The following is a 25,013-nucleotide window of genomic DNA, read 5'->3' on the forward strand; positions in this document are numbered from 1 at the left end:
TTCCTCCTTGTACCACAGGTGCCCCCTCATCCTGCGGGGGCGGGAGGGGGCACGGCGTCGGCCCCGGGTGGACACCCCGCGTCCGCCGGGGGATGTACGCCGCCCGGGGCGCCTACGCCCGGCGGCGGGCGCGGTGGCGGCGCACGGCGTCGCGGTTGCCGCAGGCGGGCGAGCAGTACCGCTGGCGGCCGTTGCGGGAGAAGTCGGCGAAGACCCGGTCGCAGTCGGGCGCGGCGCACCGGCCCAGCCGGTCCATGCCCCGCCCGGTCAGGTGCAGGGCGGTGCCCACCGCGATGAGCGCGGCGATCTGGCGGTGGGCCGGCAGGTCGTCGGGGCGGTAGTGCAGGTGCCAGCCGTCACGGGTGTGGTCGGTCAGGCGCGGCGCGGACGCGAACTCGACGAGCAACGGGTTGAGGCGGTCGGCCCGCTCTGGGGGGTCGGCGGCGTCGACCACGCCGGTCCACTCCCGGAGGAAGGCGCGGACCCGGGCGAGGTCGTCCGCGCCGACCTCGCGTTCCAGGACGAACCCCACATCGGCGCAGCGCCGCGCGAGGTCGTCGGTGTCCTCCGGTGGTTGGTTGACCAGGTCGACGGCGAGCCCCACCGGATCCTGGCCGTAAGGGTTGATATGCATAATGCCATTACATCAGACTGGCGGCATGCGTACCGAGCACGAACACCTCTGGACCACCGAATCCGCCCACACCACCAGCGAGGGCCTGGTCTCCTACCAGCACTGCGCCTGCGGCCGGCGCCGCGTCACCCTGACCCCGCCCGTCACCGTGGCCGCCCCCTGACGCGCGCACGGGGCCTCACCGGCGGGCGGTGACGCCGTTCTCCAGGGTGCGCAGCACCAGGGGGGCCACGGCCTGCGGGGAGATCCGCCCGGCCCGGGCCCGTTCCAGGCCGGTGAACAGCAGGGCCCACATGACGTGCACCAGCCAGGCCGGGTCGGCGTCGGGGTCGAAGACCCCCTCGGCCTGGCCCCGCTCGAACAGCCGCACCAGCACCTCGGGCTCCTCGGGCTCGCCGGAGCGGAGCCCGCCGTAGCGGCGCACGGTCGCGGTGTCGCCGAAGGCGAACAGGATCCGGTCGCCGACCTCGACGTGCCCGTTCACCACCCGGCACAGCGCCTCCTCCGCCGGACCCTCCTCCGGACGCACCTGCTCCATGACCCGGCCGAGTTCGGCGATGGAGTCCTCGAAGGTCGCCTCGACGAGCTTCTCCCGGTCGGGGAAGTAGCGGTGCAGGGTACTGCGGCCCACGTCGGCGGCCTCGGCGACGGCGGCCATCGGGGCGTTGCGGTCCCGGCCCAGGACGGAGGCCGCGGCGGCCAGGATGGCGCGCCGGGTCCGGTTGCGGGCCCCTGACCTCGGGTTGTCGGTGGTCGTCATGGCGCCAACCTACCCCCTCCTCCCATAACGGACTTGCACACTTCCATAGTGGGACACTACTGTCCCACTATGGATAACAAGAATTCCGAAAAGATCGAACACGTCCTGGTGACCGGCGCCGGCGGCACCGTGGGCGGGCTGGTCGTGCCGGGGCTCCGGGAACGCGGACTGCGCGTCCGCGCCCTCACCCGCGACCCGTCCCGCCGCACGTTCCCCGCCGGGGTCGAGGTCGCGGCGGGCGACCTCGCCGACCCCGCGACCCTGGACGGGGTCTTCGACGGCGTGGACGCCGTGTTCCTGTTCCCCGTCGCCGAGACCGCCGCGGCGGTGGTGGACCTGATGCGCCGGGCCGGGGTCCGGCGCGTGGTCGTCCTGTCCTCGACCTCGGTCTCCGACGGCGACGACACGGACTTCGGCTACCGCCACCACCGCCCGGTCGAGGAGGCGGTGGAACGTTCCGGCCTGGAGTGGACCCACCTGCGCGCGGGCGAGTTCATGGCCAACGACCTGGACTCCTACAGCGGATCCGTGCGCGCCGAAGGCGTCGTCCGCGCCCCGCACGGCGACCGCCCCTGGGCCCCGGTCCACGAGGCCGACCTCGCGGACGCCGCCGTCGCCGCCCTCACCGGGTCCGGCCACCACGGGAAGGCGTACACCCTCACCGGCCCGGAGACGGTCACCGCCGCCGAACGCGCCGCCGCCATCGGCGCGGCCCTGGGCCGCGAGGTCCGGTTCGTGCACCTGAGCGACGAGGAGGCCCGGGAGCTGTGGATCTCCCAGGGCGTCCCGCCGGAGATCTGCGACTGGCTGCTGTGGGAGGCCCCCGACGGCTGGGACCCCTCCGGCCTGGTCTCCGCCGACTACGAGAAGGTCACCGGCCGCCGGGGGCGCACCTACGCGCAGTGGGCCGTCGACCACCGCTCCGACTTCTCCTGAGCCCGGTCCGGGCGGGGCTTCCGTGGCGCCTTGCGGGCACCGCCGCCTCCTGAGATCCTGCCCGGAACACCGGCCCGGCCGCGTTCCCGGCGGTGGGCCGCACACGAAAGGGACATCCGTGACCGACCAGTACGACGCGGCGGAGCCCGCCGCCCTCTCGGGGACCCTCGCCCTCGGCGGCGACCTGCCGATCCACCGGCTCGGCTTCGGCGCCATGCGGATCGTCGGCGAGGGGGTGTGGGGGCCGCCCCGCGACCGCGACGAGGCGCTGGCGGTCCTGCGCAGGGCCGTCGAACTGGGCGTCACCTTCATCGACACCGCCGACTCCTACGGCCCGCAGATCAGCGAACAGCTCATCCGCGAGGCCCTGCACCCCTACCCCGAGGGCCTGGTCATCGGCACCAAGGCCGGGTTCGTGCGCACCGGTCCGGGCCTGTGGCACCGGCTGGGCCGCCCCGAGTACCTGCGCCAGCAGGTGGAGATGAGCCTGCGGACCCTGGGCCTGGAGCGCATCGACCTGTTCCAGCTGCACCGCATCGACCCCGAGGTGCCGCTGGCCGACCAGCTGGGCGAGCTGGCCGACCTGCGCGCCGAGGGCAAGATCGGCCACATCGGGCTGAGCGAGGTGAGCGTGGACGAGCTGTCGGCGGCCCGCGCGATCACCCCGATCGCCTCGGTGCAGAACCAGTACGCCCCCTCCTTCCGGGAGTCGGAGGACGTGCTGGAGCAGTGCGAGAAGGACGGGATCGCGTTCCTGCCCTGGGCCCCGGTGGACCGCGGCGCGCTGGCCGGGCCGGACTCGCCGCTGGCGGCGATGGCCGCTGAGCGCGGGGTCACCCCGGTGCAGCTGGCGCTGGCCTGGCTGCTGCACCGCTCGCCGGTGATGGTGCCCATCCCCGGCACCTCGCGGGTGGCGCACCTGGAGGAGAACGTGGCGGCGGCCGCGCTGCGGCTGTCCGAGGAGGAGACCGAGCGCATCGGCAGCCACCTCGGCTGAGCCGGCGCGCGCGGGCGGCCCGCCGGGACCCTGCTCCGGTCCCGGCGGGCCGCCCGCGTCCCGATCCGTCAGCTCGGCCGCAGGCGGAAGACCTGGAGGCGCATGTCGTAGTACTTCTCGGTCTCGCCCACCCACTCCATGCCCAGCCGCCGGGCCACCCCGACGGCGCGCACGTTGTTGGGCCGGGCAACGGCGAAGATCTCCTCGATGCCCTGCCCGAAGGCCCAGGTGATGACGGCCCGGCTCGCCTCGGTGGCGTACCCCTGCCCCCACACGTCGGGGCGCAGCGCCCAGGTGAGCTCGAAGTCCTCCTCGTAGGGCGGCAGGAGTTTGAGGGACAGCCCGCCCACCAGCTCGCCGTCCTCCTTGCGGACGATGGCCCAGCGCCCGGCGGGCGGGATGAGGTTGGGTCCGGCCTCGATCCAGGCGTGCAGGACCGAGCGCATCGCGTTCGCGTCGTTCACCGGTTGCCATTCCGGCGTGAGCCAGTGCGCCACCTCGGCGGCCCCGTAGATCCTCAGGGCGGCTTCGGCGTCGTCCAGCTCCCACTCCCTGATCTGGAGTCGTTCGGTCGGCAGCTCAAGGCTCATACCACAACGGTAGCGGCCGTGCGAGCACCGGGACAGGGGTCGGGGGACAAGAGTGGGCATCCGTTGGGGCAGGGCGCCGGGTCCCGGCCGGGGTCCGGCCTACCCGCTCCGGCCCAAGCCGGGGGAAACGGTTCGTCATCCCCTCTTTACCCAGGGTCTTCGGATCGCCTATCGTGGAATCCCGGCCTGGGAGCGCTCCCAGTCGTGGGGGGCGCCGCGGCCGACTCCCCCGCCACCCGGCCGGGACCGCGCCCGGGTCCGCCGTGGGGGACGGGCCCGGGCGCCCCGTTTCACCCGGCCCACACATCCTCGGTGTGGCGGCCCCGCCCGATCAGCCCGTCCAGCCAGGCCCGGGCCTCCTCCTCGCCGCACCCGGCGGCCTCCCGGCGGATCCGGACGAAGGCCGCCCGCACCCCCGGCGCCATGGCCCGGCCGTCACCGCACACGAACACGCGCCCGCCCGCCTCCAGCAGCCCCAGCACCTCGTCGGCCTCGGCCAGGATCCGGTCCTGCACGAACCGCGCGCCCTCCCGCGGGGCCGCCGAGAACACCGGGCGCAGCCGCACCGCCCCGGCCCGCTCGGCGGCCTCCAACTCCTCGCGGTACAGGTAGTCGGCGTCGGGGTGGTCGCAGCCGAAGTACAGCAGCGCCCTGCCGCGCACCCCGCGGTGCACGCGGTCGGCGACCGCGCCGCGGAAGGGGGCCAGGCCGGTGCCCGCGGCGACCATGATCACCGGCACGTCCGGTTCCTCGGGGACCCGGAAGGCGTCGGCGGCGGGCAGGACGCGCGCCCGCACCTCGTCCCCCGGTTCCAGGGCGGCCATGAAGTGCGAGGCGGTGCCGAGGTAGCGGCCCTTCCCCGAGCGGTGCGGGGCGGTGAGCGGGGAGACCATCAGGTCCACCGTTCCGGGGGCGGCCGCCGCGCCGGAGGAGACGGAGTAGGAGCGCGGGGCCAGGGGCGCGAGCATGCCCAGGTAGTGCTCGAAGGGCAGCGCGCAGGCCGGGTGCTCCTCCAGCAGGTCCAGGACGCTGCGCCCGGCGATCCGCTCCGCGGCGTCGGGGGCGCCGGCCAGATCGGCCAGGGCCCGGGAGGTGAAGGGGCAGGGGGTGTGGTCCGCCAGGGTCCGCACCTGCTCGCGGGTGGCGGGGGCCTGGAGTTCGACGGCGCCGGCGAGCAGTTCGCCCAGGGCGACCGGCCGGTCCACCGGGAGCGGGGACCGCGTGCCCCCGCGGGGCTCCAGCCGGACGGTGCGGCCGGGGTCCACACCGAAGCGGGCGGCCACCCGGCCGACGAGGGCGTCGGGGTTGCGGGGCAGCACGGCCAGGTGGTCGCCGGTGCGGTAGGAGGTCCCGGCGGGTAGTTCCAGGCGCACGAACCGCTTGGGCCGCCCGGCGGGGTGGGCGGTGTCGGCGAGGTCGCCGGTCTCCAGGACCCTCATGGGCCGCAGCCCGTAGCGTTCGGCCAGGCCGTCCAGGGCGGTGGCGGGCGCGTCGACCAGTGTGTAGGGCGGGGCGCCGGCGGCCTCCGGGTCCGCGGCCGCGCCGGGTCCCGCGCCGGGGCCGGCGGGCTCCCCGTAGGCGTCCAGCAGGGCGCCCAGGGCCCGGGCGGACCAGTCGGCGACGGCGGTGGTGAAGTCGCCGGAGGTGTCGGCGGCGGCCCGGTCGGCCAGGCGCTCGGCCCCCGCCGCATGCAGCAGGTCGTCCACCAGGGCGGGGACCCGCTGGTAGGTGGCCGACCAGTTGCGGTCGCCCACGCCCAGGACGGCGTACCGCACGCCCTCCAGCCCGTCGGCCGGCAGGGTGGGCAGCCACTCCAGGAAGGCGGCCGCGTCGTCGGTGGGGCGGCCGTTGTAGGAGGCGGTGACGATCAGGACCGGTCCGGGGCCGAGGTCTCCGACGGCCCCGTCCAGGGAGGCCACCCGGGGCGTGAAGCCCGCCTCGGCGGCGTCGGCGGCCAGGTCGCGGGCCAGCCCGGCGCAGGTGCCCAGGTTGGAGCCGTACAGGACGTTCAGCGCCGTGCCGGGTGCGCGCCGCGCGGCGCCGCCGGCCGCCGCCGGGGCGTCGGCCGCGGGCGCCGGGGCCCGGAGGCGGTCGGCCGCGGTACGGCGGCGCAGCCGCAGGGTGAACCCGTCCGGCTTGATGGTGAGGGTCTCCTTGACCTTCAGCCGGTAGTGGGCGTGGTCCAGGAACCGGAACCGGTGCACCAGCAGCCCCAGCACCAGGACGGCCTCGTGCAGCGCGAACTGGCGGCCGATGCAGGCGCGCTCGCCGCTGCCGAACGGTTTGAACAGGTGGGCGGGGCGCTCGCTCTCGCGCTCGGGCGAGAACCGCTCGGGGTCGAACAGCTCGACGTTGTCGCCCCAGCCGGGGTCGCGGTGCAGCCCCGGGGTGAGGACCAGCAGGGTCTCGCCCCTGGAGACGCGGTGGCGTCCGCCGATGACGGTGTCCTCCAGGGGTTCGACGGCGTAGGCGGGGGCGGTGGGCCACAGCCGCAGCGACTCGTTGAGGACCTGGCGCAGGTAGCGCAGCCGCCCCACGTCGTCGTGGCCGGGGTCGGGGCGGTCGGTGTCGCCCCACAGGGCGTCCGTCTCGGCGCGGGCACGGGCCAGCGCCTCGGGGTGTTTGACCAGGTGGTACAGCGCGAAGGACAGGGCGCCGCTGGTGGTCTCGTGCCCGGCCACCAGGAAGGTGATGACCTGGTGGCGGATGTTGACGTCGTCCAGGGGCTCACCGGTCACCGGGTCGGGGGTGTGCAGCATCCGGCCGAGCAGGTCGTCGGTGGAGGTGTCGCCGGAGGCCCGGCGGGCCCGGACGACCTCGTCGACGACCTCCCCCATGTAGGCGATGTCGCGGTGGAAGGCCCGGTCGGCGCCCGCGAAGAGCAGGCCGGTGCCGGGCGGCCGGGCCGAGTGCTTCTGGGCGTGCTCCAGGGCGCGGGCGAGGGCGGCGACGAACGGGTGGGGGTCGGGGGCGCCGAAGGAGTCGAAGTCGAAGCCGAAGCCGCACAGGCCGATGGTGTCGAAGGTCAGCCGGGTCATGTCGGCGGCGACGTCGACCTCGGTGCCCGCGGCGGCGGCCCGGTCCCAGGAGGCGGTCAGGCTCCGGGCGACGCCGAGCATGGTGGCGTGGTAGCCGCGCATGGCGCCCAGGGAGAAGGCGGGCAGCAGGACGTCGTGGGCCTTGCGCCAGTTGGGCTCGTCGCCGTAGGCGGTGAACAGGCCGTCCCCGGCCAGGGCGCGCAGGTACTCCAGGTCCTGGTGGACGTTCTTGCGGAACCGGGTCTGGTCGGACAGCTCGGCGACCAGGTCGCCGCCGGTGACCACGATCAGGCTCTGGCCGGGCAGGCGCATGCGCATGATCGGGCCGGTCCGGCGGGCCAGCTCCACGAGCTCCCCCAGGTCGGAGGAGAGGTCGAGCAGGTGTCCCAGCAGCGGCAGGCCGGGGGGTTCGGGGATGGGCAGGGTCTCCGGGGTGGTCGTGGTCACAGCGTGCCCCTTCGGTTCGGCCGGCCACGCCTTCCCGAGAGGCGTGCAACCAACTTTGTCACATGACCAAGTTAATCAACTATGTCAAGCGACCAAGTCACGTGTTCGGTAGCATGGGGGCATGGCCCACGTTCCCGCCGCCCAGCGGCGCCCCCAGCTCATCGACGCCGCGATCGACCTCATGCGACGCGAGGGGGCGGCGGCGGGGAGCACGCGCGCCGTCGCCGCGGAACTGGGCGTGGCGCAGATGACGGTGCACTACGTATTCGGCTCCAAGGCGGAGTTCACCCGGGCCGTGTTCGAGGAGCTGGGCCGCCGCATCGTCGACCAGGTGCGGCCGTTCGCCGAGCACGCGGCCGGCGGCGGGTTCGCCGGGTCCCTGGCCCACACGGTGCGGGTGCTGTGGCGGGTCAGCACCGAGGACCGGGGGGTGGCGATCCTGTGGGACGAGCTGTCGGTGCAGGCGCTGCGCGACCCGGTGCTGCGGGAGGCCTACGGCGAACACGCCATGGACATGCTCCGGGTGACCACCGAGCTGCTCACCACCCTGGCCGAGCGCAACGGCACCGCGCTGGCGGCCCCGGCGCCGGTGGTGGCGCGGTTCTTCCTGGCCGCGTTCGAGGGGCTGCTGTCCCAGCACCTGGCCGCCCCGGACGAGGCGGCCGAGCAGCGCTGCCTGGAGCAGGTCATCGCCGCCACCGTCGCCCTGGCCACGGGCGACCTGCCCTCCTAGACCGCGTTCTCCCGAACCGCCGCGGACGGCCCGCGGCCGCGGTACCGCCCGGCGCCGCGGTAGAGCACCCGGGAACGGACTCTAGGCGTCGGCCCCGACGGCGGCGCGGACGTCGGCGGTGATCAGCCCGGCCACCTCACCGATGCGGCCGACGAAGTAGAAGTGCCCGCCGGGCAGGGTGTGCCGCGCCAGCGGACCGGTCACGTGCTCGCGCCAGGCGTCCATGCGCGCGGGCGGCATCCCGGTGTCCTCGGCCCCGGCCAGCGCGGAGACCGGTATCGGCAGCGTCGGGGTGTCCGGGCGCGGGCGCCAGGTGTCGACCAGTTCCAGATCGGCGCGGATCAGCGGTTCGGCGGCCCGCCACCGCTCGGGGTCCTCCAGGGTGGCCGCGGGGGTGCCGCCCATCCGGGCCAGCCCCGCCCGCAGGCGGTCGGCGGGCAGCAGGTGGCGGGGTTCGATCCACTCCGGCCCCGGTGCCGGGCTCCAGCCCGAGACCCCCAGCCAGGCGGGGGCGGGACCGTCCCCGGCCAGGGCCAGCAGCGCGGTCTCGTAGGCGGCCAGCGCGCCCATGCTGTGCCCGAACAGCCCGAAGGGCCGGTCGTGGTCGGCGCTGATCAGGGCGTACAGGTGCCGGGCCAGCGCGCGGGCGTCGCGGAACGCGGTGCCGTCGGCCCCGCGGCCGGGGGCCTGGAGCAGGCACACGTCCCAGTCGTCGGGCAGGTGGCGCACCCAGGGGCGGTACGCCTGTGCCGAACCGCCCGCGTGGTGCAGGACGAACAGCCGGAAGCCCGCCTCGGGCACCGGCCGGATCCGGATCAGGGCGTCCCGACGCACCGCACTCCCCCCTCGAAGGCCATGGGAACGGCATGCCCGCCGCACCAGCGGCAAACCTACCAGTCAGTAATACCCACTGGTAACACCGGCCGGTAACATCCGGCGGCGGCAACGGCCCGCCCGGGCCGGCCTAGGATGCGGCGCATGGCTGTTCCCCGGCCCGCCAGGGCGCTCAACGAGGGCGTGCGCAAGAGCATGCGCGCGAACAGGGGCCGCGACACCGGCCCCGAACTGGCCGTGCGGCGGCTGGTGCACGCCGCCGGGCTGCGCTACCGGGTCTCGGCCCGGCCGCTGCCCGCGCTGCGCCGCACCGCCGACCTGGTCTTCACCCGCCGCCGGGTCGCGGTGTTCGTCGACGGCTGCTTCTGGCACGGCTGTCCCGAGCACCACACCACGGCGCGCACCAACGCCGCCTACTGGGCCGAGAAGGTGCGCGCCAACCGCGAGCGCGACGCCGACACCGACCGGCGCCTGGGCGAGGCCGGCTGGACCGTGCTGCGCTTCTGGGAGCACGAGGAGCCCGCCGCGGTGGCGGAGCGGATCGTCGCGGCGGTGCGGGGGGCGCGGGACACGCGCGGGGGGTGACCGGATCCGGCCACGCCCCGCAGGGCGCGGACCGGCCTCAGCGGCCGGTGGGAGCCGGGGACCGGCGCCGGAGGCGCGCGGCCAGAGCGCGCACGCGGCGCGCGAGCCGGCTCAGCGCCGACCCCGCCCTCCCCTGCCCGGCCTCCGGGGGAACGTCCTGGTCGGGGGCCTGGTCGGCGGCGTCGGAGACCTGCGCCACGCGGTCCCGCAGCCGGTCGCGGACCTGGTCGGGGGTGTAGGCGCGGCGCTGGCGCTCCGCGCGGGCGATCGCCACGCCCGTGGCCGCCACACCCACGAAAGCCGCCGCTCCGAGTACTTTCCACCATCGCATGTGCCTAGGCTAGCGGTGTGGCCGATAGCGAGATCTCTTTGGACCGGGCGCTGGAGCTGACCCGCACCGGCGATGTGTGGGTGTTCCGCGGAACGAGCGCGGCCGACCGCGCCATCCAGATCACCACCAACAGCCCCGTCAACCACGTGGGCATGTCGGTGGTCATCGAGGACCTGCCCCCGCTGATGTGGCACGCCGAACTGGGCCGCTCCCTGCCCGACATGTGGACGGGCAGGCACCAGCGCGGCGTGCAGCTGCACGACCTGCGCGACGCCGTCCTGGTGTGGGGGCGCAAGTACGGCCAGCGCGGCTGGCTGCGCCAGATCGACCCCGAGGTGGGCCGGGAGGCCGAGGACGCCGTGCTGCGGGCGATCGCGCGCCTGGACGGCACACCCTTCCCCTCCACCGCGCAGATGGCCGGGCGGTGGGCGCGCGGGCGGCTGCCCCTGCGCCTGCCCTCCTTCCTGCGCCGCGGCGAGGACGCCGGGCATTCCGAGCGCGCCCTGGAGTCGGCCTACTGCGCCGAGGTCATCGCCCTGACCTACGAGGCGATGGGGCTGCTGCCCGCCGGGCGCCGCCCCGGGTACTACGACCCGGGGCGGTTCTGGAGCGGGGACCGCCTCAAGCTGGAGGGCGGCCACTCCCTGGGCGGGGAGATCGCCGTGACCCTGCCCGACCAGCCGGAGCAGACCGCACAGGCCGAACAGGCCGGGTAGGCGCTCAGCGCCGGGGCGGCGCCGCGGTGCTGCCGCGCACCACCAGGGCGGTGGCCAGGTCCAGGCGCAGGTTGGCCGGGCGCCCCCCGCGGGCCAGCACCAGGGCCATGCGGGTGGCCTCCTCCGCCATCTCGGTCAGGGGCTGGCGGACCGTGGTCAGCGGCGGCCCCACCCAGCGGGCCACCGGCAGGTCGTCGTAGCCCACGACGCTGAGGTCCTCGGGGATGCGCACCCCCAGCTCGCGCGCGGCCTCGTACAGGCCCATGGCCTGGAGGTCGCTGCCGGCGAACACCGCCGTGGGCGGGTCGTCCAGGGCGAGCAGCTCCCGGCCCCGGTCGCGCCCGCTCTCCACGTGGAAGTCCCCGTGCCGGATCAGGTCGGGGTCCACGGGGATGCCCGCGGCGTCCAGGGCCGAGGTGTAGCCGTCGATGCGGGCCTTGCTGCACAGCACCTCGCGCGGCCCGCCGATGACGGCGATGCGCCGGTGCCCCAGGTCGACGAGGTGGCGGGTGGCGGCCAGCCCGCCGCTCCAGTTGGCCGAGCCCACCGCCGGCATGTCGGGCCCGGGGTCCCCCGCGGGGTCGACCACCACGAAGGGGATGCCGCGCGCCGACAGCCGGGTGCGCTGCTCGGCGGCCAGGTCGGAGAAGACCAGGACGACGGCGGTGGGGCGGCGGGCCAGGACCGCGTCGACCCAGTCGTCGCGCGGGGTCTGGCCGCCGGACTCGGTGAGCACGACGCTCAGCCCCTCCTCGCGGGCGATGTTCTCCACCCCGCGCACCACTTCGATGGCCCAGGCGCTGTCGAGCTCGTGGAACACCAGGTCGATGAGGGCGGAGCGGCCTCCCCCGGAGGCGCGCCGGCGCCGGTACCCGTGCGTGCGGATGAGCTCCTCCACACGGGCACGGGTGTCCTCGGCGACGTCGGCGCGGCCGTTGAGGACCTTGGAGACGGTCGGGACGGAGACCCCGGCGGCCTCCGCAATTTTCGCGATGGTCACCGGCCCGGTGATCGCTCCGTCGGGGGCTTCCTGGTTCGACTGAGTACTCACGCCGCCCGATACTACGCGCCCCGGCGCTGTTCAGCACCGCCGCTCCCGATCGGGTGGTGATCGGGGCCACAACGGATATTGACGTGGTTCACGCCGCGTCGTACATTCGGGCACCACAAGTTTCGGAACAAATTCCGAAAGTTTCGACCAAGGGATACGCGATGACCACCCCCCGAGTCGGCACGGCCGCCGCACTGGCCGCGCTCACCCTGCTCACCGCGACCGCCTGCGGCGGCCGGGGAGCCGCCCAGGGCTCCGATGAGATGCACGTGTGGATGTACCAGGACACCCTCGTCGTCGTGCAGGAGGGCGCCGTCGAACGCTTCAACGCCGACCAGGGCGCCGACGGCGTCCAGGCGGTCATCGACCAGGTGCCCGGCGACAACTACGTCGAACGCCTGCGCACCGCCATGGGCTCCCCCCAGCGGCCCGACGTGTTCTTCAACTGGGGCTCGGGCAGCATCGCCCCCTACGCCGAACAGGGCCTGCTCGAACCCCTCGACGACCTCCTGGCCGAGGACCCCGAACTCGCCGAGGCGTTCCTGCCCTCCGTCCTGGAGTCGGGCAAGGTCGACGGCGTCCAGTACGGCATCCCCCTGCGCGGCACCCAGCCCGTCGTCCTCTTCTACAACCGGGCCGTCTTCGAGGATGTCGGCGTCGAACCCCCGCAGACCTGGGACGACGTGCTGACCCTGGTCGACGAGTTCGACGAGGCCGGCGTCACCCCCTTCGCCCTGGCCGGTGCCGACCCCTGGACCGAGCAGATGTGGCTCCAGTACCTGGTGGACCGCATCGGCGGCCCCGAGGTGTTCGCCCGCATCGCCGGGGGCGACTCCGAGGGCTGGCGCGACCCGGCCGTGCTGGAGGCCGCCGAGATGGTCGCCGACCTGGTCGACCGCGGCGCCTTCGGCGACTCCTACGCCTCGGTCAGCTACACCGAGGGCGGCGCCTCCACCCTGCTCTCCGAGGGCCGCGCCGCCATGCACCTGATGGGGTCGTGGGAGTACTCCACCCACCTGGACCAGGCCCGCGAGTTCGCCGAGAACGACCTGGGCTACGTCGCCTTCCCGCCCATCCCGGGCGGCGAGGGCGACCCCGCCAACATCGTCGGCAACCCCACCAACTACTTCTCCGTCACCGCCGACAGCCCCCACCTGGAGCACGCCCTGGAGTTCCTCTCCTACACCGCCCAGGACGAGTACGTGGCCGACATGGTCGCCAACGGCGAGGTGCCCACCACCGCCGACGCCGAGGAGGTCCTGGCCGACAGCCCCAACCCCGAGTTCGCCGTCTTCCAGTACGAGCTGGTCCGCGACGCCCCCCACTTCCAGCTGTCCTGGGACCAGGCCCTGACCCCCGAGGTCGCCACCCCGATGGTCACCGAGATCGAGGCCCTGTTCAACGGACAGCGCACCCCGCAGGAGTTCGTCGACGCCCTGGCCGCCCTGTGAGCGCGCGCACCCAGGGCCGGGCCGCCCCCCGCACCGGGCGGCCCGGCCCCCTGTGGGCCCTGCCGGGCGTCGTGTTCTTCGCGCTGTTCGCCGCCCTGCCCATGCTGCTGGTGGCGTACCTGTCCTTCACCCACTGGGGCGGGCTGGGCACCCCGGCCTTCGCCGGGCTCGACAACTGGACCCGGCTCGCCGGCGACCCGCTCATGCACCGCGCCGTGGGCCTGAGCCTGCTGCTGACCGTCGCCAGCTGGGCCCTCCAGACACCGATCAGCCTGCTCCTGGGCGTGTGGGCCGCCGGGCGCCAGCGCGGCCGCGCGATCCTGTCCGCGGTCTTCTTCCTGCCGCTGCTGCTGTCCTCGGCGGCGGTGGCCATCATCTGGCGGGCCCTGCTGGACCCCAACTTCGGCCCGCCCGCCTGGCTGGGACCGGCCCTGGGCCTGGGCACCCTGGACCCGCTGGGCGGGGGCGGCAGCGCGTTCTGGGTGATCGTGTTCGTCGCCGCCTGGCAGTTCATCCCGCTGCACATGCTGCTCTACCAGGGCGGGGCCCGGCAGATCCCGGCGACCCTCTACCAGGCGGCGCGCATGGACGGGGCCGGGCGGCTGGGCATGTTCTGGCACATCACCCTGCCCCAGCTGCGCAACACGATGACGACCTCCTCGGTGCTGATGGTCGTCGGGTCCCTCACCTACTTCGACACGGTGCTCATCATGACCGACGGCGGCCCGGGCACCGACACCACCATCGTCCCGTACCTGATGTTCCGGGCGGGCTTTCGCAGCTGGGAGCTGGGCTACGCGAGCGCGATCGCGTTCACGCTGGTCATCGTCGCGACCCTCATCGCCCTGGTGATGGTGCGCCTGACCGGGTTCGGCTCGATGCGCAGCACCAGGGAGGGGATGTGAGCGTCGTGGAGGAACGCACCGCTGTGGAGGGGCGCCGCACGGCCGCGCCCCGGCGGGCGCGCGGCGGCGCGCCGGTCCGGTACCGGGGCGTGGGCGAGCGCCCCAACGTCCTGGGCGGGCTGGGCGCCCTGGTCTGGCTGGTCGTGGTGGCGCTGCCGCTGTACGCCCTGCTCGTCGCCACGATCCAGCGCGGCGAGAACTACGTGCCCGAGGGCCCGCTGGCCCTGCCCTCGGACCCCACCCTGGGCAACTACGCCACCGCCATCGACAAGGGCCTGCTCGGGTTCGTGGGCAACACCGCCCTGGTCACCCTCGCCGTCGTCGCCCTGGTCGTGGTCCTGTCCGCCACCACCTCGTACGCGGTCGTACGCTCGCGGACCCGCGTCACCGACGCCGCCTTCCGCGTGTTCCTGCTGGGCCTGGCCATCCCCGCCCAGGCCGTCATCATCCCCGTCTACCTCATCATCGTCCGCCTGGGGCTGTACGACACCCTCACCGCGATCGTGCTGCCCACCGCCGCCTTCGCCCTGCCGGTGTGCGTCCTGATCCTGGTCGGGTCCATGCGCGACATCTCCGAGGAGCTGTACGAGGCCATGGCGCTGGACGGCGCCGGGCCGGTGCGCACCTTCCTGCAGCTGGTCGTCCCCATGTCCCGGTCCGGGCTGGGCACCGTCGCCGTCTACTCCGCGCTCCAGGCCTGGAACGGGTTCCTCTTCCCGCTCATCCTCACCCAGTCCGCCGATCGGCGGGTCATCACGATGGGCCTGTACGAGTTCCAGGGCGAGTACCGGGTGGACGTGCCCGGGCTGCTCACCGCCGTCGTGGTCTCCACCGTCCCGCTGTTCGTCGTCTACCTCGTGGCACGCCGCTCCCTGGCGGACGGCCTGATGGGAGTGGGCGGCAGGTAGCACACGCGTTTCGGATCGCGAAAGCCCGGGCAAGCGCTGGTTGTACCGGGCGGGTCCGAGAACAGGCCGAGCGGCTCCCCCGTCCGCAGTCCCTTGCAGACACGGCCCGAGGGGATCGCAGATGAACGACGACGCGCTGGACGAGGCCGCCGAGGCGGAGCTGGCGACCCGGTGGGGGCCGTTCCGCCTGGTGGCCTTCCGCGATCCCGGGGACCGCGGGGAGCACCTGGCCCTGGTGCACGGCGAGGTCCGCGACCGCGACGAGGTCCCGGTCCGGATCCACTCCGAGTGCGTGACCGGCGACGTGTTCGGGGCGCTGCGCTGCGAGTGCGGCGACCAGCTGGCGGCCGCCGTCGGGGTGGTCACCGCCGCGGGCCGGGGTGTGGTGGTGTACCTGCGCGGCCACGAGGGCCGGGGCATCGGCCTGCTCGACAAGGTCCGCACCCTGGCCCTTCAGGACGCCGACGGGCTCGACACCGTCGACTCGGCCACCGCCCTGGGCCTGCCCGTGGACGTGCGCGACTACGGCCCCGCCGCCCGGGTGCTGCGCCACCTGGGGGTGCGGTCGGTGCGGCTGCTGTCCAACAACCCGGACAAGGCGCGCGCCCTGGAGACGCACGGGGTCAAGGTCGCCGTGCGCGAGCGCCTGCTCGCCCCGGTCCGGCCGGAGAACCTCCCCTACCTGGTGGCCAAGCGCGAGCGGCTGGGGCACGACCTGCCCGCGCCGGAGCTGCCCGATGCCTGAGCCCGCCGCCACCGCGCCCGCGCCGCCGCCGGCGCCCGGACGCGGCCCGGACCGGCGCTCACCGCGCCGGGCGCTCGCCTGCGCGGCGGCGGGACAGTTCGCGGTGCTGGCGGTACTGACCGCCACGGTCGGGCTGGACCCGGCCGGCTGGGCGGTCGCGGCCGCCGTCGCCGGTGCCGGCGCCGCCCTGCTGGCGCGGGCCGCCGCGCGGGCCCGGCACCGGTTCGGGCCCGCCGACGCGATCACCCTGGCCCGGTGCACCCTCATCGCCGCCACCGCCGGGCTGCTGGCCGACGGCGCCGGCCCCTGGCCGGTGGTGGCCGTGGCCTCTCTGGCCCTGGCCGGGGACCTGGTGGACGGGCCGGTGGCCCGCCGCACCGGCACGGCCACCGCCTTCGGGGCCCGCTTCGACATGGAGGCCGACGCGTTCCTGCTGCTGGTCCTGAGCCTGGCCGCCGCGCCGCTGCTGGGCCCCTGGACCCTGGGGATCGGCGCCATGCGGTACGTGTTCGCCGCGGCCGCCCGGTGGGCGCCCTGGCTGTCCGCGCCGCTGCCGCCGAGCAGGGCCCGCAAGGCGGTGGCCGCCGTCCAGGGGGTGGCGCTGGTGGCCGCCCTGGCGCCGGTGGTCCCGACCGCGGTCGCCGCGGCGGTGGTCGCCGCCGCCCTGGCCCTGCTGGTGTGGTCCTTCGGCCGCGACATCGCCCGGCTGCACCGCGACCGGGCCTGACGGCTGAGAGGGTGGGGCGGGTGGCGTCCACGAGCACGACGAGGAGGACCATGGCACGGACAGCGCGGGCGTTCTGGATCCGGTCCCCCGGCCGCGGGGAGATCCGCGAGGAGCCCCTGGCCGACCCCGGGCCCGGCGAGGTGCTGGTGCGCACCCGCTGCTCCGGGATCAGCCGCGGCACCGAGACCCTGGTGTTCGGCGGCGGCGTCCCGCCCGGCCAGTACCGGGTGATGCGCGCCCCCTTCCAGGAAGGGGACTTCCCCGGCCCCCTCAAGTACGGGTACCTCAACGTGGGCACCGTCGAGGAGGGGCCCGGCGACCTGGTGGGGCGTACGGTGTTCAGCCTCCACCCCCACCAGGACCTGTTCACCGTCCCGGCCGACGCGGTCCTCCCGGTGCCCGAGGGGGTGCCCGCCGAGCGGGCGGTCCTGGCCGGGACGGTCGAGACGGCCGTGAACGCCCTGTGGGACGCCTCCCCCCTCGTCGGCGACCGCATCGCCGTGGTGGGCGCCGGGATGGTGGGCTGCTGTGTGGCCCGCCTGGCCTCACGGATCCCCGGCGCGCGGGTGCAGCTGGTGGACGTGGACCCCGGGCGGGCCCGCACCGCCGCCGCGCTGGGGGTGGGGTTCGCCGCGCCCGCCGAGGCCATGGGCGACTGCGACCTGGTCTTCCACGCCAGCGCCACCGAGGCCGGGCTGACCCGCTCCCTGGAGCTGCTCGCCTCCGAGGGGGAGGTCGTGGAGCTGAGCTGGTACGGGGACCGGCGCGTCATCCTGCCGCTGGGCGGGGACTTCCACTCCCAGCGGCTGGCCGTGCGCGCCAGCCAGGTCGGGATGATCTCGCCCGCCCGCCGCTCCCGCTACGACCACGCCGAACGCCTGGGGCTGGCGCTGCGGCTGCTCGCCGACCCGGCCTTCGACGCCCTACTGACCGGGGAGAGCGCCTTCGAGGACCTGCCGTCGGTGCTGCCGCGGCTGGCCGACGGCTCCCTGCCCGCCCTGTGCCACCGCATCGTCTACCCCTGAGAGGACCCCGGTGTTCAGTGTGACGGTCCGCGACCACATGATGGTCGCCCACAGCTTCCGCGGCGAGGTGTTCGGGCCCGCCCGGGCCCTGCACGGCGCGACGTTCGTCGTGGACGCCACCGTGTACCGCGCGGAACTGGACGCCGACGGGGTCGTGGTGGACATCGGCGAGTTCTCCCGGGTCCTGGCCGGGATCGTGGGGGAGCTGAACCACCGCAACCTGGACGAGGTGCCCGGGTTCGCCGGGGTGAACACCACCACCGAGTTCCTGGCCCGGGTGGTGGCCGACCGGCTGGTGGAGCGGCTGGACGCCCCGGCCCGGGGGCTGGCGAGGGTGGCGGTGACGCTGCACGAGTCGCACGTGGCGTGGGCCTCCTACGAGAGGGACCTTTGACCGTCTTCGTGGTGCCCGAGCCCTCCGCCCCCAGCGGCGGCCACACCTACGACCTGCGCCTGGCCGAGGTCCTGGGCCTGGACCGGGTGGAGGTGCCCGGGGCGTGGCCGCGGCCGGGCGAGCGCGACCGGGCGGGCCTGGAGCGGCTGCTGGCGGGCCTGCCCCGGGGGGCGACGGTGCTGCTGGACGGCCTGGTGGCCTGCGGTGTGCCGGAGGCGGTCCTGCCGTGGGCCGGGCGGTCGCGGATCGTGGTGCTGGTCCACCTGCCGCTGGCCGACGAGACCGGCCTGGCCCCCGCCGAGGCCGCCGACCTGGAGGCCCGGGAGCGGGCGGTGCTGCGCGGCGCGGCGGCCGTCATCGCCACCAGCGGGGCGGCGGCCCGGGACCTGGCCGCCCGCCACGGCCTGACCGGGGTGGCCGTCGCCCCGCCCGGGGTGGACCCGGCCCCCGAGGCCGTCCCCGGCGACGGGACGCGGCTGCTGTGCGCGGCCTCCCCCACGCCCCGCAAGGGCCACGACCTCCTGTTCGCCGCCCTGGACCGGGTGCGCGACCTGCCCTGGACCTGTGCCTGCCCCGGCCTGCCCGCCGTCGGCGGCGGCGCGTGGGCGGCCCGTGTCCGGGAGGCGGCCCGGCCCCTGGGCGGCCGCGTGTCCCTGCCCGGTCCGCTCACCGGCGCCGACCTGGACGCCGCCTACGCCGCGGCCGACCTGCTGGTGCTGCCCACCCGCGCCGAGACCTACGGCATGGTCGTCACCGAGGCCCTGGCCCGTGCCGTCCCCGTCCTGGCCTCCGGCGTGGGCGGGGTGCCCGAGGCCCTGGGGCGCGACCGGGCCGGCGCCCGGCCCGGCCTGCTCGTCCCGCCCGGGGATCCGGACGCCCTGGCCCGTGCGCTGCGCCTTTGGCTCACCGATCCGGCGCTGCGGGAACGGCTTCGGCGTTCGGCCCGCCGGCGCCGCGCCGACTTGGCAGGATGGGAGGAGACGGCCCGCTCGGTGAGCGCCGTCCTCGACCGGGAGGTGACCCCGTGAGCACCGCGGACACCCAGGAGTTCACACCGCGCTGGCTGGCCGCCCGCGAGGACGCCGACGCCCGCGCCCGTTCCCGCGGCCCGCTGTCGGCCCTGGCGGCACACGGCGCCGTCGTCGCCGACCTGGGCTGCGGCACCGGGTCGCTGGCCCGCTGGACCGTCCCGCGCCTGGCCGGGGTACGGCACTGGATGCTGTTCGACCGCGACCCGCGCCTGCTGGCCCTGGCGGGCGGCCGGGTCCCGGCGCCCCGGGTGGAGGCCCGCCTGCTGGAGCTGGCCCGGCTGCGCCCGGACGACCTGGCGGGGGCCACGCTGGTGGCCGGCTCGGCCCTGCTGGACGTCCTCACCGGGGAGGAGGTCCTCGCCGTCGCCGACGCGGTCGCGGGCACCGGCCGCCCCGCCTGGTTCACGCTGTCGGTGGCGGGCCGGGTGGCGCTCACCCCGGAGGACCCGCTGGACGCGGCGGTCGCCGCCGCGTTCAACGCCCACCAGCGCCGGGGCGGGCGCCTGGGCCCCGACGCCGTGGAGGCCGCGATCGGGGCGTTCGCCCGCCGGGGGTACCGGGCGACGACCTTCCCCAGCCCGTGGCGGCTGGGGCCGGACCCGGCGCCGGTGACCCGGATGTGGCTGGAGGGCTGGGTGGGCGCCGCCGCCGAGCAGGAGCCGCGCCTGCCGCTGGAGGACTACCTCGCCCGCCGCCGGGAGCAGCTGGACGGGGAGCGGCTGACCGTCGTCGTCCACCACGACGACCTGCTGCTCATGCCCCCCGGGGACCGGCCGTGACGCTGCGCCCGCACCCGCCCGCGCCCGCCGCGCCCGGCGGTGCCGGTGCCCGCGGCGCACCGGTCCCCGGCGCGCGGGGGTGGTGGCGCCGCTGCCGGGGCGCGGTGCTGCGGGCGGGCGCGGGCGCCCTGATCCTGGGCGGGGTGCTGTGGTGGTATCCGCTGGAGGCGTTCACGGCCGCGCTGGCGGTGGTGGACGCCGGCGCGGTCGCCGCGGCCCTGGCCCTGGGCGCCGTCACCACGGTGCTGTGCGCGTCCCGCTGGCTGGTGGTGGCGCGGGCGGTGGGCCTGCGGCTGTCCCCGGCCCGGGCGGTGGCCGACTACTACCTGGCGCTGCTGCTGAACGCGGTGCTGCCCGCCGGGTTCCTGGGCGACGCCCACCGGGCGGTCGGCCACGGCCGCGCCAACGGCGACCTGGGCCGCGGGGTGCGCGCCGTGGTGCTGGAACGCCTGGCCGGGCAGGTGGTGCTGTGCCTGGCCGTGGCGGTGCTGGTGCTCACCCTGCCCTCGGCCCTGTGGGGGCCGGGCCGGGCCGCGGCGGTCGCCTCCCTGCTGCTCCTCGCGGCGGTCGCCGCCCTGCTCGCCGCGGCGGCCCTCCTCCCCCGGCGCCGGGACTCCCGTCCGGGCCGGCTCCTGGCCTCGACGGTCCGCGACGTGCGCGCCGGGCTGCTGGGGCGGGCCCCGGCGGTGCTGGCGCTGTCGGCGGCGGCGCTGGCCGGGCACGTGGCCCTGTTCCTGGTGGCCGCCCACCTGGCGGGCGTGGACGCCCCGCCGCCGCGGCTGGTGCCGCTCGCGCTGCTGGCGCTGGCGGCGATGAGCCTGCCGGTGAACATGGGCGGGTGGGGCCCGCGCGAGGCCGCCACGGCGGCGGCGTTCGGCGCCGCCGGGCTGGGGGCCGGCCAGGGCCTGACGGTGTCGGTGGTCTACGGGGTGCTGGCGCTGGTGGCGGCGCTACCGGGCGTCGCCGTGGCGGCGGCGCGCCTGTTCCAGGGCGGCCAGGTGTCCGGCGGCCCGCCGGGTGAGGTGGGCGAGCAGGGCGTCCCCCTTGGCGGCGCTCGCCCGTGAGGGCAGGCCCACCACCCCGTTGGCGGTGTAGGCGGCCAGCCCGAGGGTGCCCATGTGGTCGCGTTCGTCGGCCCGGTGGTCGGCCCGCGCGTAGTCGGGGCGGACCAGGCCGGGGTGGGTGTGCAGCAGCACGGAGGTCTCCAGCTCCCCGGCGTGCATGTCCTGGTCGTTGGTGGTGGTGATGCCCGCCGCGGTGCGGGCGGCCTCCCATTCGCCGGGGCCGGGGAAGAGGGCCATGCGACCGCCCGACTGCTGGACGGTGTTGGCGAGCACGTGGTTGCCGCCGTGGCCGTTGACGATCAGCAGCGGGACTCCGTCCAGGGAGTCGGCGATGTCGGTGACCAGGGCGTGCAGGGTGGCCGCCGAGACGCTGACGGTGCCGGGCCAGGCGGCGTGCTCGTGGGAGCAGCCGAACGCCAGCGGGGGCAGCAGCCGCAGCGCGTGGGCTTCGGCGACGCGTTCGGCCAGAGCGCAGGCGATGAGGGTGTCGGTGGTGAGCGGCAGGTGGGGGCCGTGCTGTTCCAGGCTCCCCGCGGGCAGGACGGCGGCGGCCGGGGTGCGTGCGCCCTCCTGCGGTGCGGTGGTGGCGGGCAGCGGAGGGCGTTCGTCCATGCCCCCAGTATCAGGGCGGCGGTGCGGGATCGGTGAAGGCGGCGCCGACCTCGTCCAGGACGGAGTCCATCACCCCGTCCAGGGTGCCGGTGCCCTCCTGGGTCCACTCGTGCAGGGCGTGCAGCAGGGCGGACAGGAACACCGAGGCCAGCAGTCCGGGGCGGTGCATCCCGGCGGGCAGGGCGCGGTCCCCCAGGAGCGCGGTCATCTCGTGCAGGAAACCCTGCTGTCCGGCCAGCCGCCGTCCCAGCAGGGCGGGGTGCTTGAGGGCCAGGCGGGTGCTCTGCGCCCACTCCCGGTCCGGTGACAGGTCGCGGGCGTCGTAGACGGTGCGGACGGTGGCGCGCAGCGCGGTCCAGGCCGACTCGTGCGCGGGGCGGGTGCGCAGGACGGTGAGGAAGTCCTCCATGTGGGCGGTGTCGCCGTACAGGCAGGCGTCCTCCTTGCCCGCGAAGTAGTTGGAGAAGGTGCGCCGGGAGACCTCGGCGGAGGCGGCGATCTCCTCGACGGTCACCGCGTCCAGGCCGCGTTCGACGATCAGTCGCAGCGCGGCCCGGTGGATGCGCAGCCGCGTCCGCTCCTTCTTGCGTTCGCGCAGACCGGGGGAGACGTCCATGGTGACATGTTACACGGACTGAAAAATTGCCTGGAAGGCATATTTGCGCGGCGTGCATGTAAGCTGGTGAGCAGGTCAACTCCGTTTACTTTTCTTCGCAGGGGTGCATGTGAGCGCAGCACGTCCGTTATCCGATACCGGGGCCCGCCCGACCGTCCTCCGGTCCCTCACCGGGCTGCTCATGGTCCTGGGCGTCACGATGCTCAGCGGCACGATCGTCTCGGTCGCCCTCCCCCAGATCGTCGGCTCCCTCAACGGCACCCAGTCGCAGTACACCTGGGTCGTCACCGCCGCACTGCTGGCCTCCACCGCCTCCACCCCGGTCTGGGGCAAGCTCGCCGACCTCTTCGACAAGAAGCGGCTGCTGCAGCTCTCCATCGTCATCTTCATCGTCGCCTCGCTGCTGTGCGGCCTGGCCCAGACCACCGGCCAGCTGATCGCCTTCCGCGCCCTCCAGGGCCTGGGCATGGGCGCCTCGCAGGTCCTCGTCCAGGTCGTCATCGGCAGCCTGGTCAGCCCCAAGGAACGCGGTAAGTTCAACGGCTACATCGGCGCCATCATGGCCGTGGCCACCGTCGGCGGCCCCCTCATCGGCGGCGCCATCACCGACGTCTCCTGGCTGGGCTGGCGCTGGTGCTTCCTCATCGGCGTGCCCTTCATGCTCGTCGCCATGGTCGTCCTGGCCCGCACCCTGCACCTGGAGGACGTGCGCCGCCCCGACACCAAGGTCGACTACGTGGGGGCCACGCTCATCGCAGCCGGGGTCAGCGTCCTGCTGCTGTGGATCACCTTCGTCGGCGGGGACTTCGCCTGGATCTCCTGGCAGAGCGCCGCCATGGTCGGCGGTGCCGCGCTCCTGCTCGGCCTGGCCGTGTGGGTCGAGTCCCGGGTGTCGGAGCCGGTCATCCCGCTGCACCTGGTGGCGCGCCGCGAGACCGCCGTCGCCATCCTGGCCAGCGTCGCCGTGGGCATGGCCATGTTCGGCGGCGCCGTGTTCCTGGGCCAGTACTTCCAGCTCGCCCGCGGCTACTCGCCCACCGAGGCCGGCCTGCTCACCATCCCGCTGATGCTGGGCGTCCTGGTCTCCTCCACCGTCTCCGGGCGCATGGTCTCCCGCTCCGGCCGGGTCAAGTCCTACGTGATGACCGGCCTGGTGACCCTGTCCGTCGGGTTCTTCCTGCTGTCCACCATCGACGCCGAGAGCCCCCTGCCCTACGTGGGCCTGGGCATGCTCCTGGTGGGCACCGGCGTGGGCCTGTCCATGCAGAACCTGGTCCTGGTGGTGCAGAACTCGGTGCCCCTGCGCGAGCTGGGCGCCGCCAGCGGCGCCATCACGTTCTTCCGCTCCCTGGGCGGCACCATCGGCGTCTCCGTCCTGGGCGCCGTCCTGGCCAACCGGGTCGCCACCGGCATCACCGAGGGCCTGACCGCCGCCGGGGTGGACGCCTCGGGAGCCGCCGCGTCCGGCAGCGGCACCCTCAACCTGGACGCCATGCCGCCCTTCCTCCGCGACATCGTCGCCGGCGCCTACGGCTCCGCCACCGGCGATATCTTCCTCGTCGCGACCGGCATCGCCGTGGTGGGCGTCCTCGTCGGCGTCCTGCTGCCCCGCGTGCGCCTGCGCGACAGCCTGGACCTGCCCGAACCCGTGGAACAGGTCGTCGCCGAGGCCGAGGACTCCGGTCCCGGCCGGAGCCCGCAGACCGCCGGCTGAGCCCGCCGCCGAGCGCCCCGCCCCGGACCGCCCGGGGCGGGGCGCCGCGCTGTCGGGGGGAGGGGGCCGGTTGTCGCAGGGAGGCGTTAGCGTGGGCGCGCGCCCGGCGGACAGGACCGGGCACCGAACCCGCAGGAGCCCCCATGGCCGAGCTCACCTACTTCGTCCACCAGTCGCTCGACGGCTACATCGAGGGCCCGAACGGAGAGTTCGACTGGCCGGTCATGGGGCCGGAGCTGTCCGAGGACTCCCGGGCCCTGGGCGAGCGCGCCGACGCCTTCCTCTACGGCCGGGTCGTCTGGGACATGATGTCGGGCTTCTGGCCCGAGGCGGAGAAGCACTCCGACGACCCCCACGACCTGGCCTTCGCCCCCATGTGGCGGGAGAAGCCCAAGGTCGTGGTGTCGCGCACCCTGGACAAGGCCGACTGGAACACCCGGGTGGTGGACGGCGTGGACAAGGTCGCCGAGCTCAAGGCGGCCGGGGAGGAACTCGTCCTGTTCGGCGGCTCGGCCCTGGCGGCCGATCTCACCCGGCACGGGCTCGTCGACGAGTACCGCGTCTTCGTGCACCCGGTCGTCCTGGGCGGCGGCAGGCCCGCCTTCCCCGCCTCCGTCGGCCGCCTGGGCCTGGAGCTCGTGGAGTCCCGGGTGTTCGACTCCCAGGCCACCCTGCTGCGCTACCGCCGCGCCTGAGGCCCGACCGCGCGCCCGGCTCCGCCGACCGGAGCCGGGCGCGGCCGTGTCCGGTCAGCCGCCCAGGGCCATCCGCGCCCCCAGCGCCAGCATGACCACCGCGATCACCCCGTCCAGCACCCGCCACGCCCCCGGACGGGCGAACACCGGCCGCAGCAGCCGCGCGCCGAAGCCCAGGGAGAAGAACCACAGGAAGCTGGCGCTGACCGCGCCGGCCGCCCACCACCAGCGGGCCCCGTCGTACTGGTTGGCCAGGGAGCCCAGGAACAGCACCGTGTCCAGGTACACGTGCGGGTTGAGCCAGGTCAGCACCACCGCGGTCGCGATGGCCGCGCCGCGCCCCACCACCTCGCCCGTGCTCGCCTCCAGCGAGCCGCCGTCCGGGCGCAGCGCCCGCCGGGCCGCCATCGCCCCGTACACGAGCAGGAACCCCGCCCCCAGTACCCGGACCACCGTCACCAGCCCGGGCAGGGCCGTGATCACCGCGCCGATGCCCAGCACGCCCAGCGTGATGAGCAGCGCGTCGGACAGGGAGCAGACCAGCACCACCGGCAGGACCGTGGCGGTGCGCCCGGAGATGCCCAGGCGCAGGACGAAGGCGTTCTGGGCGCCGATGGCCACGATGAGGGCGAGCCCGGTACCCAGACCGAGCATCGCGGGGAGAAGAGTCGCGTTCACGGAGAGAACGCTAGGCC

At 75.2% G+C, this 25,013-nt stretch carries 28 protein-coding genes; 18 read left to right on the plus strand and 10 right to left on the minus strand.

All coding sequences use genetic code 11. The features are described from left to right. Positions 1-112: 112 nt before the first annotated feature. The gene (locus K1J57_RS26240; protein ID WP_220561393.1) at positions 113-634 is read right to left on the minus strand and encodes a CGNR zinc finger domain-containing protein; all 522 of its coding nucleotides are present in this window, start codon (positions 632-634) and stop codon (positions 113-115) included. Between the two features lie 25 nt (positions 635-659). On the opposite strand from K1J57_RS26240, the gene K1J57_RS26245 reads away from it, so the two are divergent. After that, positions 660-797, plus strand: coding sequence for a hypothetical protein (locus tag K1J57_RS26245; protein WP_220561394.1), 138 nt, complete (start codon positions 660-662; stop codon positions 795-797). 15 nt (positions 798-812) lie between these two features. On the opposite strand, the gene K1J57_RS26250 is transcribed toward K1J57_RS26245, so the two are convergent. Next, complete coding sequence (locus K1J57_RS26250; protein ID WP_220561395.1) at positions 813-1,394, minus strand: TetR/AcrR family transcriptional regulator; 582 nt, start codon at positions 1,392-1,394, stop codon at positions 813-815. Positions 1,395-1,463: 69 nt separating this feature from the next. On the opposite strand from K1J57_RS26250, the gene K1J57_RS26255 reads away from it, so the two are divergent. Both K1J57_RS26255 and K1J57_RS26260 read left to right on the plus strand, forming a co-directional pair. Further along, positions 1,464-2,330 (plus strand): NAD(P)H-binding protein, encoded by an 867-nt coding sequence (locus tag K1J57_RS26255; protein WP_220561396.1) that lies wholly within the window; start codon positions 1,464-1,466, stop codon positions 2,328-2,330. A gap of 118 nt (positions 2,331-2,448) precedes the next feature. Then, entirely contained in the window at positions 2,449-3,327 is an 879-nt protein-coding gene (locus tag K1J57_RS26260) for an aldo/keto reductase (protein WP_220561397.1), read from the plus strand. 68 nt (positions 3,328-3,395) lie between these two features. Here K1J57_RS26260 and K1J57_RS26265 read toward each other — a convergent pair whose 3' ends face one another. Both K1J57_RS26265 and K1J57_RS34060 read right to left on the minus strand, forming a co-directional pair. Beyond that, positions 3,396-3,917, minus strand: a complete 522-nt coding sequence (locus K1J57_RS26265) for a GNAT family N-acetyltransferase (RefSeq protein WP_220561398.1) — start codon at positions 3,915-3,917, stop codon at positions 3,396-3,398. A 290-nt stretch (positions 3,918-4,207) separates the two neighbouring features. Continuing rightward, a complete protein-coding gene (locus K1J57_RS34060) occupies positions 4,208-7,402 on the minus strand; it encodes a bifunctional cytochrome P450/NADPH--P450 reductase (protein ID WP_220561399.1) in 3,195 nt (1,064 codons plus the stop codon). A gap of 121 nt (positions 7,403-7,523) precedes the next feature. Here K1J57_RS34060 and K1J57_RS26275 point away from each other — a divergent pair, with 121 nt between their 5' ends. After that, entirely contained in the window at positions 7,524-8,135 is a 612-nt protein-coding gene (locus K1J57_RS26275) for a TetR/AcrR family transcriptional regulator (RefSeq protein ID WP_220561400.1), read from the plus strand. Positions 8,136-8,216: 81 nt separating this feature from the next. Here the strand turns inward: K1J57_RS26275 and K1J57_RS26280 are convergent, their stop codons facing one another. Next, positions 8,217-8,969, minus strand: coding sequence for a thioesterase II family protein (locus K1J57_RS26280; RefSeq protein WP_220561401.1), 753 nt, complete (start codon positions 8,967-8,969; stop codon positions 8,217-8,219). Positions 8,970-9,164: 195 nt separating this feature from the next. Here K1J57_RS26280 and K1J57_RS26285 point away from each other — a divergent pair, with 195 nt between their 5' ends. Next, positions 9,165-9,554, plus strand: a complete 390-nt coding sequence (locus tag K1J57_RS26285; RefSeq protein ID WP_255647253.1) for a very short patch repair endonuclease — start codon at positions 9,165-9,167, stop codon at positions 9,552-9,554. Positions 9,555-9,591: 37 nt separating this feature from the next. Here the strand turns inward: K1J57_RS26285 and K1J57_RS26290 are convergent, their stop codons facing one another. Then, positions 9,592-9,885 (minus strand): hypothetical protein, encoded by a 294-nt coding sequence (locus K1J57_RS26290; RefSeq protein WP_220561403.1) that lies wholly within the window; start codon positions 9,883-9,885, stop codon positions 9,592-9,594. Positions 9,886-9,917: 32 nt separating this feature from the next. Between K1J57_RS26290 and K1J57_RS26295 the strand changes: the two genes are divergently transcribed. Further along, positions 9,918-10,601, plus strand: coding sequence for a hypothetical protein (locus tag K1J57_RS26295; protein ID WP_220565804.1), 684 nt, complete (start codon positions 9,918-9,920; stop codon positions 10,599-10,601). 4 nt (positions 10,602-10,605) lie between these two features. On the opposite strand, the gene K1J57_RS26300 is transcribed toward K1J57_RS26295, so the two are convergent. Next, positions 10,606-11,613, minus strand: a complete 1,008-nt coding sequence (locus K1J57_RS26300) for a LacI family DNA-binding transcriptional regulator (RefSeq protein ID WP_220565805.1) — start codon at positions 11,611-11,613, stop codon at positions 10,606-10,608. 200 nt (positions 11,614-11,813) lie between these two features. Between K1J57_RS26300 and K1J57_RS26305 the strand changes: the two genes are divergently transcribed. From K1J57_RS26305 to K1J57_RS26350, 10 genes are all read left to right on the plus strand, one after another. Continuing rightward, the gene (locus K1J57_RS26305) at positions 11,814-13,103 is read left to right on the plus strand and encodes an ABC transporter substrate-binding protein (protein ID WP_220561404.1); all 1,290 of its coding nucleotides are present in this window, start codon (positions 11,814-11,816) and stop codon (positions 13,101-13,103) included. Continuing rightward, the gene (locus K1J57_RS26310; protein WP_255646616.1) at positions 13,100-14,008 is read left to right on the plus strand and encodes a carbohydrate ABC transporter permease; all 909 of its coding nucleotides are present in this window, start codon (positions 13,100-13,102) and stop codon (positions 14,006-14,008) included. The genes K1J57_RS26305 and K1J57_RS26310 overlap by 4 nt, the downstream gene beginning before the upstream one ends. Continuing rightward, positions 14,005-14,916 carry a carbohydrate ABC transporter permease gene (locus K1J57_RS26315; protein ID WP_370634519.1) on the plus strand — a complete coding sequence of 304 codons (912 nt, stop codon included), beginning with the start codon at positions 14,005-14,007 and terminating at the stop codon, positions 14,914-14,916. The genes K1J57_RS26310 and K1J57_RS26315 overlap by 4 nt, the downstream gene beginning before the upstream one ends. A gap of 121 nt (positions 14,917-15,037) precedes the next feature. Beyond that, entirely contained in the window at positions 15,038-15,661 is a 624-nt protein-coding gene (locus K1J57_RS26320; protein WP_220561405.1) for a GTP cyclohydrolase II, read from the plus strand. Next, a complete protein-coding gene (locus K1J57_RS26325; RefSeq protein ID WP_220561406.1) occupies positions 15,654-16,388 on the plus strand; it encodes a CDP-alcohol phosphatidyltransferase family protein in 735 nt (244 codons plus the stop codon). The genes K1J57_RS26320 and K1J57_RS26325 overlap by 8 nt, the downstream gene beginning before the upstream one ends. 50 nt (positions 16,389-16,438) lie before the next feature. Then, positions 16,439-17,413 carry a zinc-binding alcohol dehydrogenase gene (locus K1J57_RS26330; RefSeq protein WP_220565936.1) on the plus strand — a complete coding sequence of 325 codons (975 nt, stop codon included), beginning with the start codon at positions 16,439-16,441 and terminating at the stop codon, positions 17,411-17,413. A 10-nt stretch (positions 17,414-17,423) separates the two neighbouring features. After that, a complete protein-coding gene (locus K1J57_RS26335; protein ID WP_220561407.1) occupies positions 17,424-17,807 on the plus strand; it encodes a 6-carboxytetrahydropterin synthase in 384 nt (127 codons plus the stop codon). Next, on the plus strand, positions 17,804-18,835 hold the full coding sequence (locus K1J57_RS26340) for a glycosyltransferase family 4 protein (RefSeq protein WP_220561408.1): 1,032 nt from the start codon (positions 17,804-17,806) through the stop codon (positions 18,833-18,835). Before K1J57_RS26335 ends, K1J57_RS26340 begins: the two co-directional genes overlap by 4 nt. Next, on the plus strand, positions 18,832-19,617 hold the full coding sequence (locus K1J57_RS26345; protein WP_220561409.1) for an SAM-dependent methyltransferase: 786 nt from the start codon (positions 18,832-18,834) through the stop codon (positions 19,615-19,617). The genes K1J57_RS26340 and K1J57_RS26345 overlap by 4 nt, the downstream gene beginning before the upstream one ends. Beyond that, entirely contained in the window at positions 19,614-20,681 is a 1,068-nt protein-coding gene (locus K1J57_RS26350; RefSeq protein ID WP_255646617.1) for a lysylphosphatidylglycerol synthase domain-containing protein, read from the plus strand. Before K1J57_RS26345 ends, K1J57_RS26350 begins: the two co-directional genes overlap by 4 nt. Here K1J57_RS26350 and K1J57_RS26355 read toward each other — a convergent pair. Together K1J57_RS26355 and K1J57_RS26360 are read right to left on the minus strand one after the other, a co-directional pair. Beyond that, on the minus strand, positions 20,568-21,293 hold the full coding sequence (locus tag K1J57_RS26355) for a creatininase family protein (protein ID WP_220561410.1): 726 nt from the start codon (positions 21,291-21,293) through the stop codon (positions 20,568-20,570). The two genes, K1J57_RS26350 and K1J57_RS26355, sit on opposite strands and share 114 nt — an antisense overlap. Before the next feature lie 10 nt (positions 21,294-21,303). After that, complete coding sequence (locus tag K1J57_RS26360) at positions 21,304-21,909, minus strand: TetR/AcrR family transcriptional regulator (protein WP_220561411.1); 606 nt, start codon at positions 21,907-21,909, stop codon at positions 21,304-21,306. Between the two features lie 181 nt (positions 21,910-22,090). On the opposite strand from K1J57_RS26360, the gene K1J57_RS26365 reads away from it, so the two are divergent. Together K1J57_RS26365 and K1J57_RS26370 are read left to right on the plus strand one after the other, a co-directional pair. Further along, positions 22,091-23,623, plus strand: coding sequence for an MDR family MFS transporter (locus K1J57_RS26365; protein WP_220561412.1), 1,533 nt, complete (start codon positions 22,091-22,093; stop codon positions 23,621-23,623). Positions 23,624-23,766: 143 nt separating this feature from the next. Next, positions 23,767-24,318, plus strand: a complete 552-nt coding sequence (locus K1J57_RS26370; RefSeq protein ID WP_220561413.1) for a dihydrofolate reductase family protein — start codon at positions 23,767-23,769, stop codon at positions 24,316-24,318. A 54-nt stretch (positions 24,319-24,372) separates the two neighbouring features. Here the strand turns inward: K1J57_RS26370 and K1J57_RS26375 are convergent, their stop codons facing one another. Next, positions 24,373-24,972 carry a LysE/ArgO family amino acid transporter gene (locus K1J57_RS26375; RefSeq protein WP_220565809.1) on the minus strand — a complete coding sequence of 200 codons (600 nt, stop codon included), beginning with the start codon at positions 24,970-24,972 and terminating at the stop codon, positions 24,373-24,375. Positions 24,973-25,013: the final 41 nt, after the last annotated feature.

It is taken from the genome of Nocardiopsis sp. MT53 (assembly GCF_019598965.1).
GTDB classification, from domain to species: Bacteria; Actinomycetota; Actinomycetes; order Streptosporangiales; family Streptosporangiaceae; genus Nocardiopsis; species Nocardiopsis changdeensis.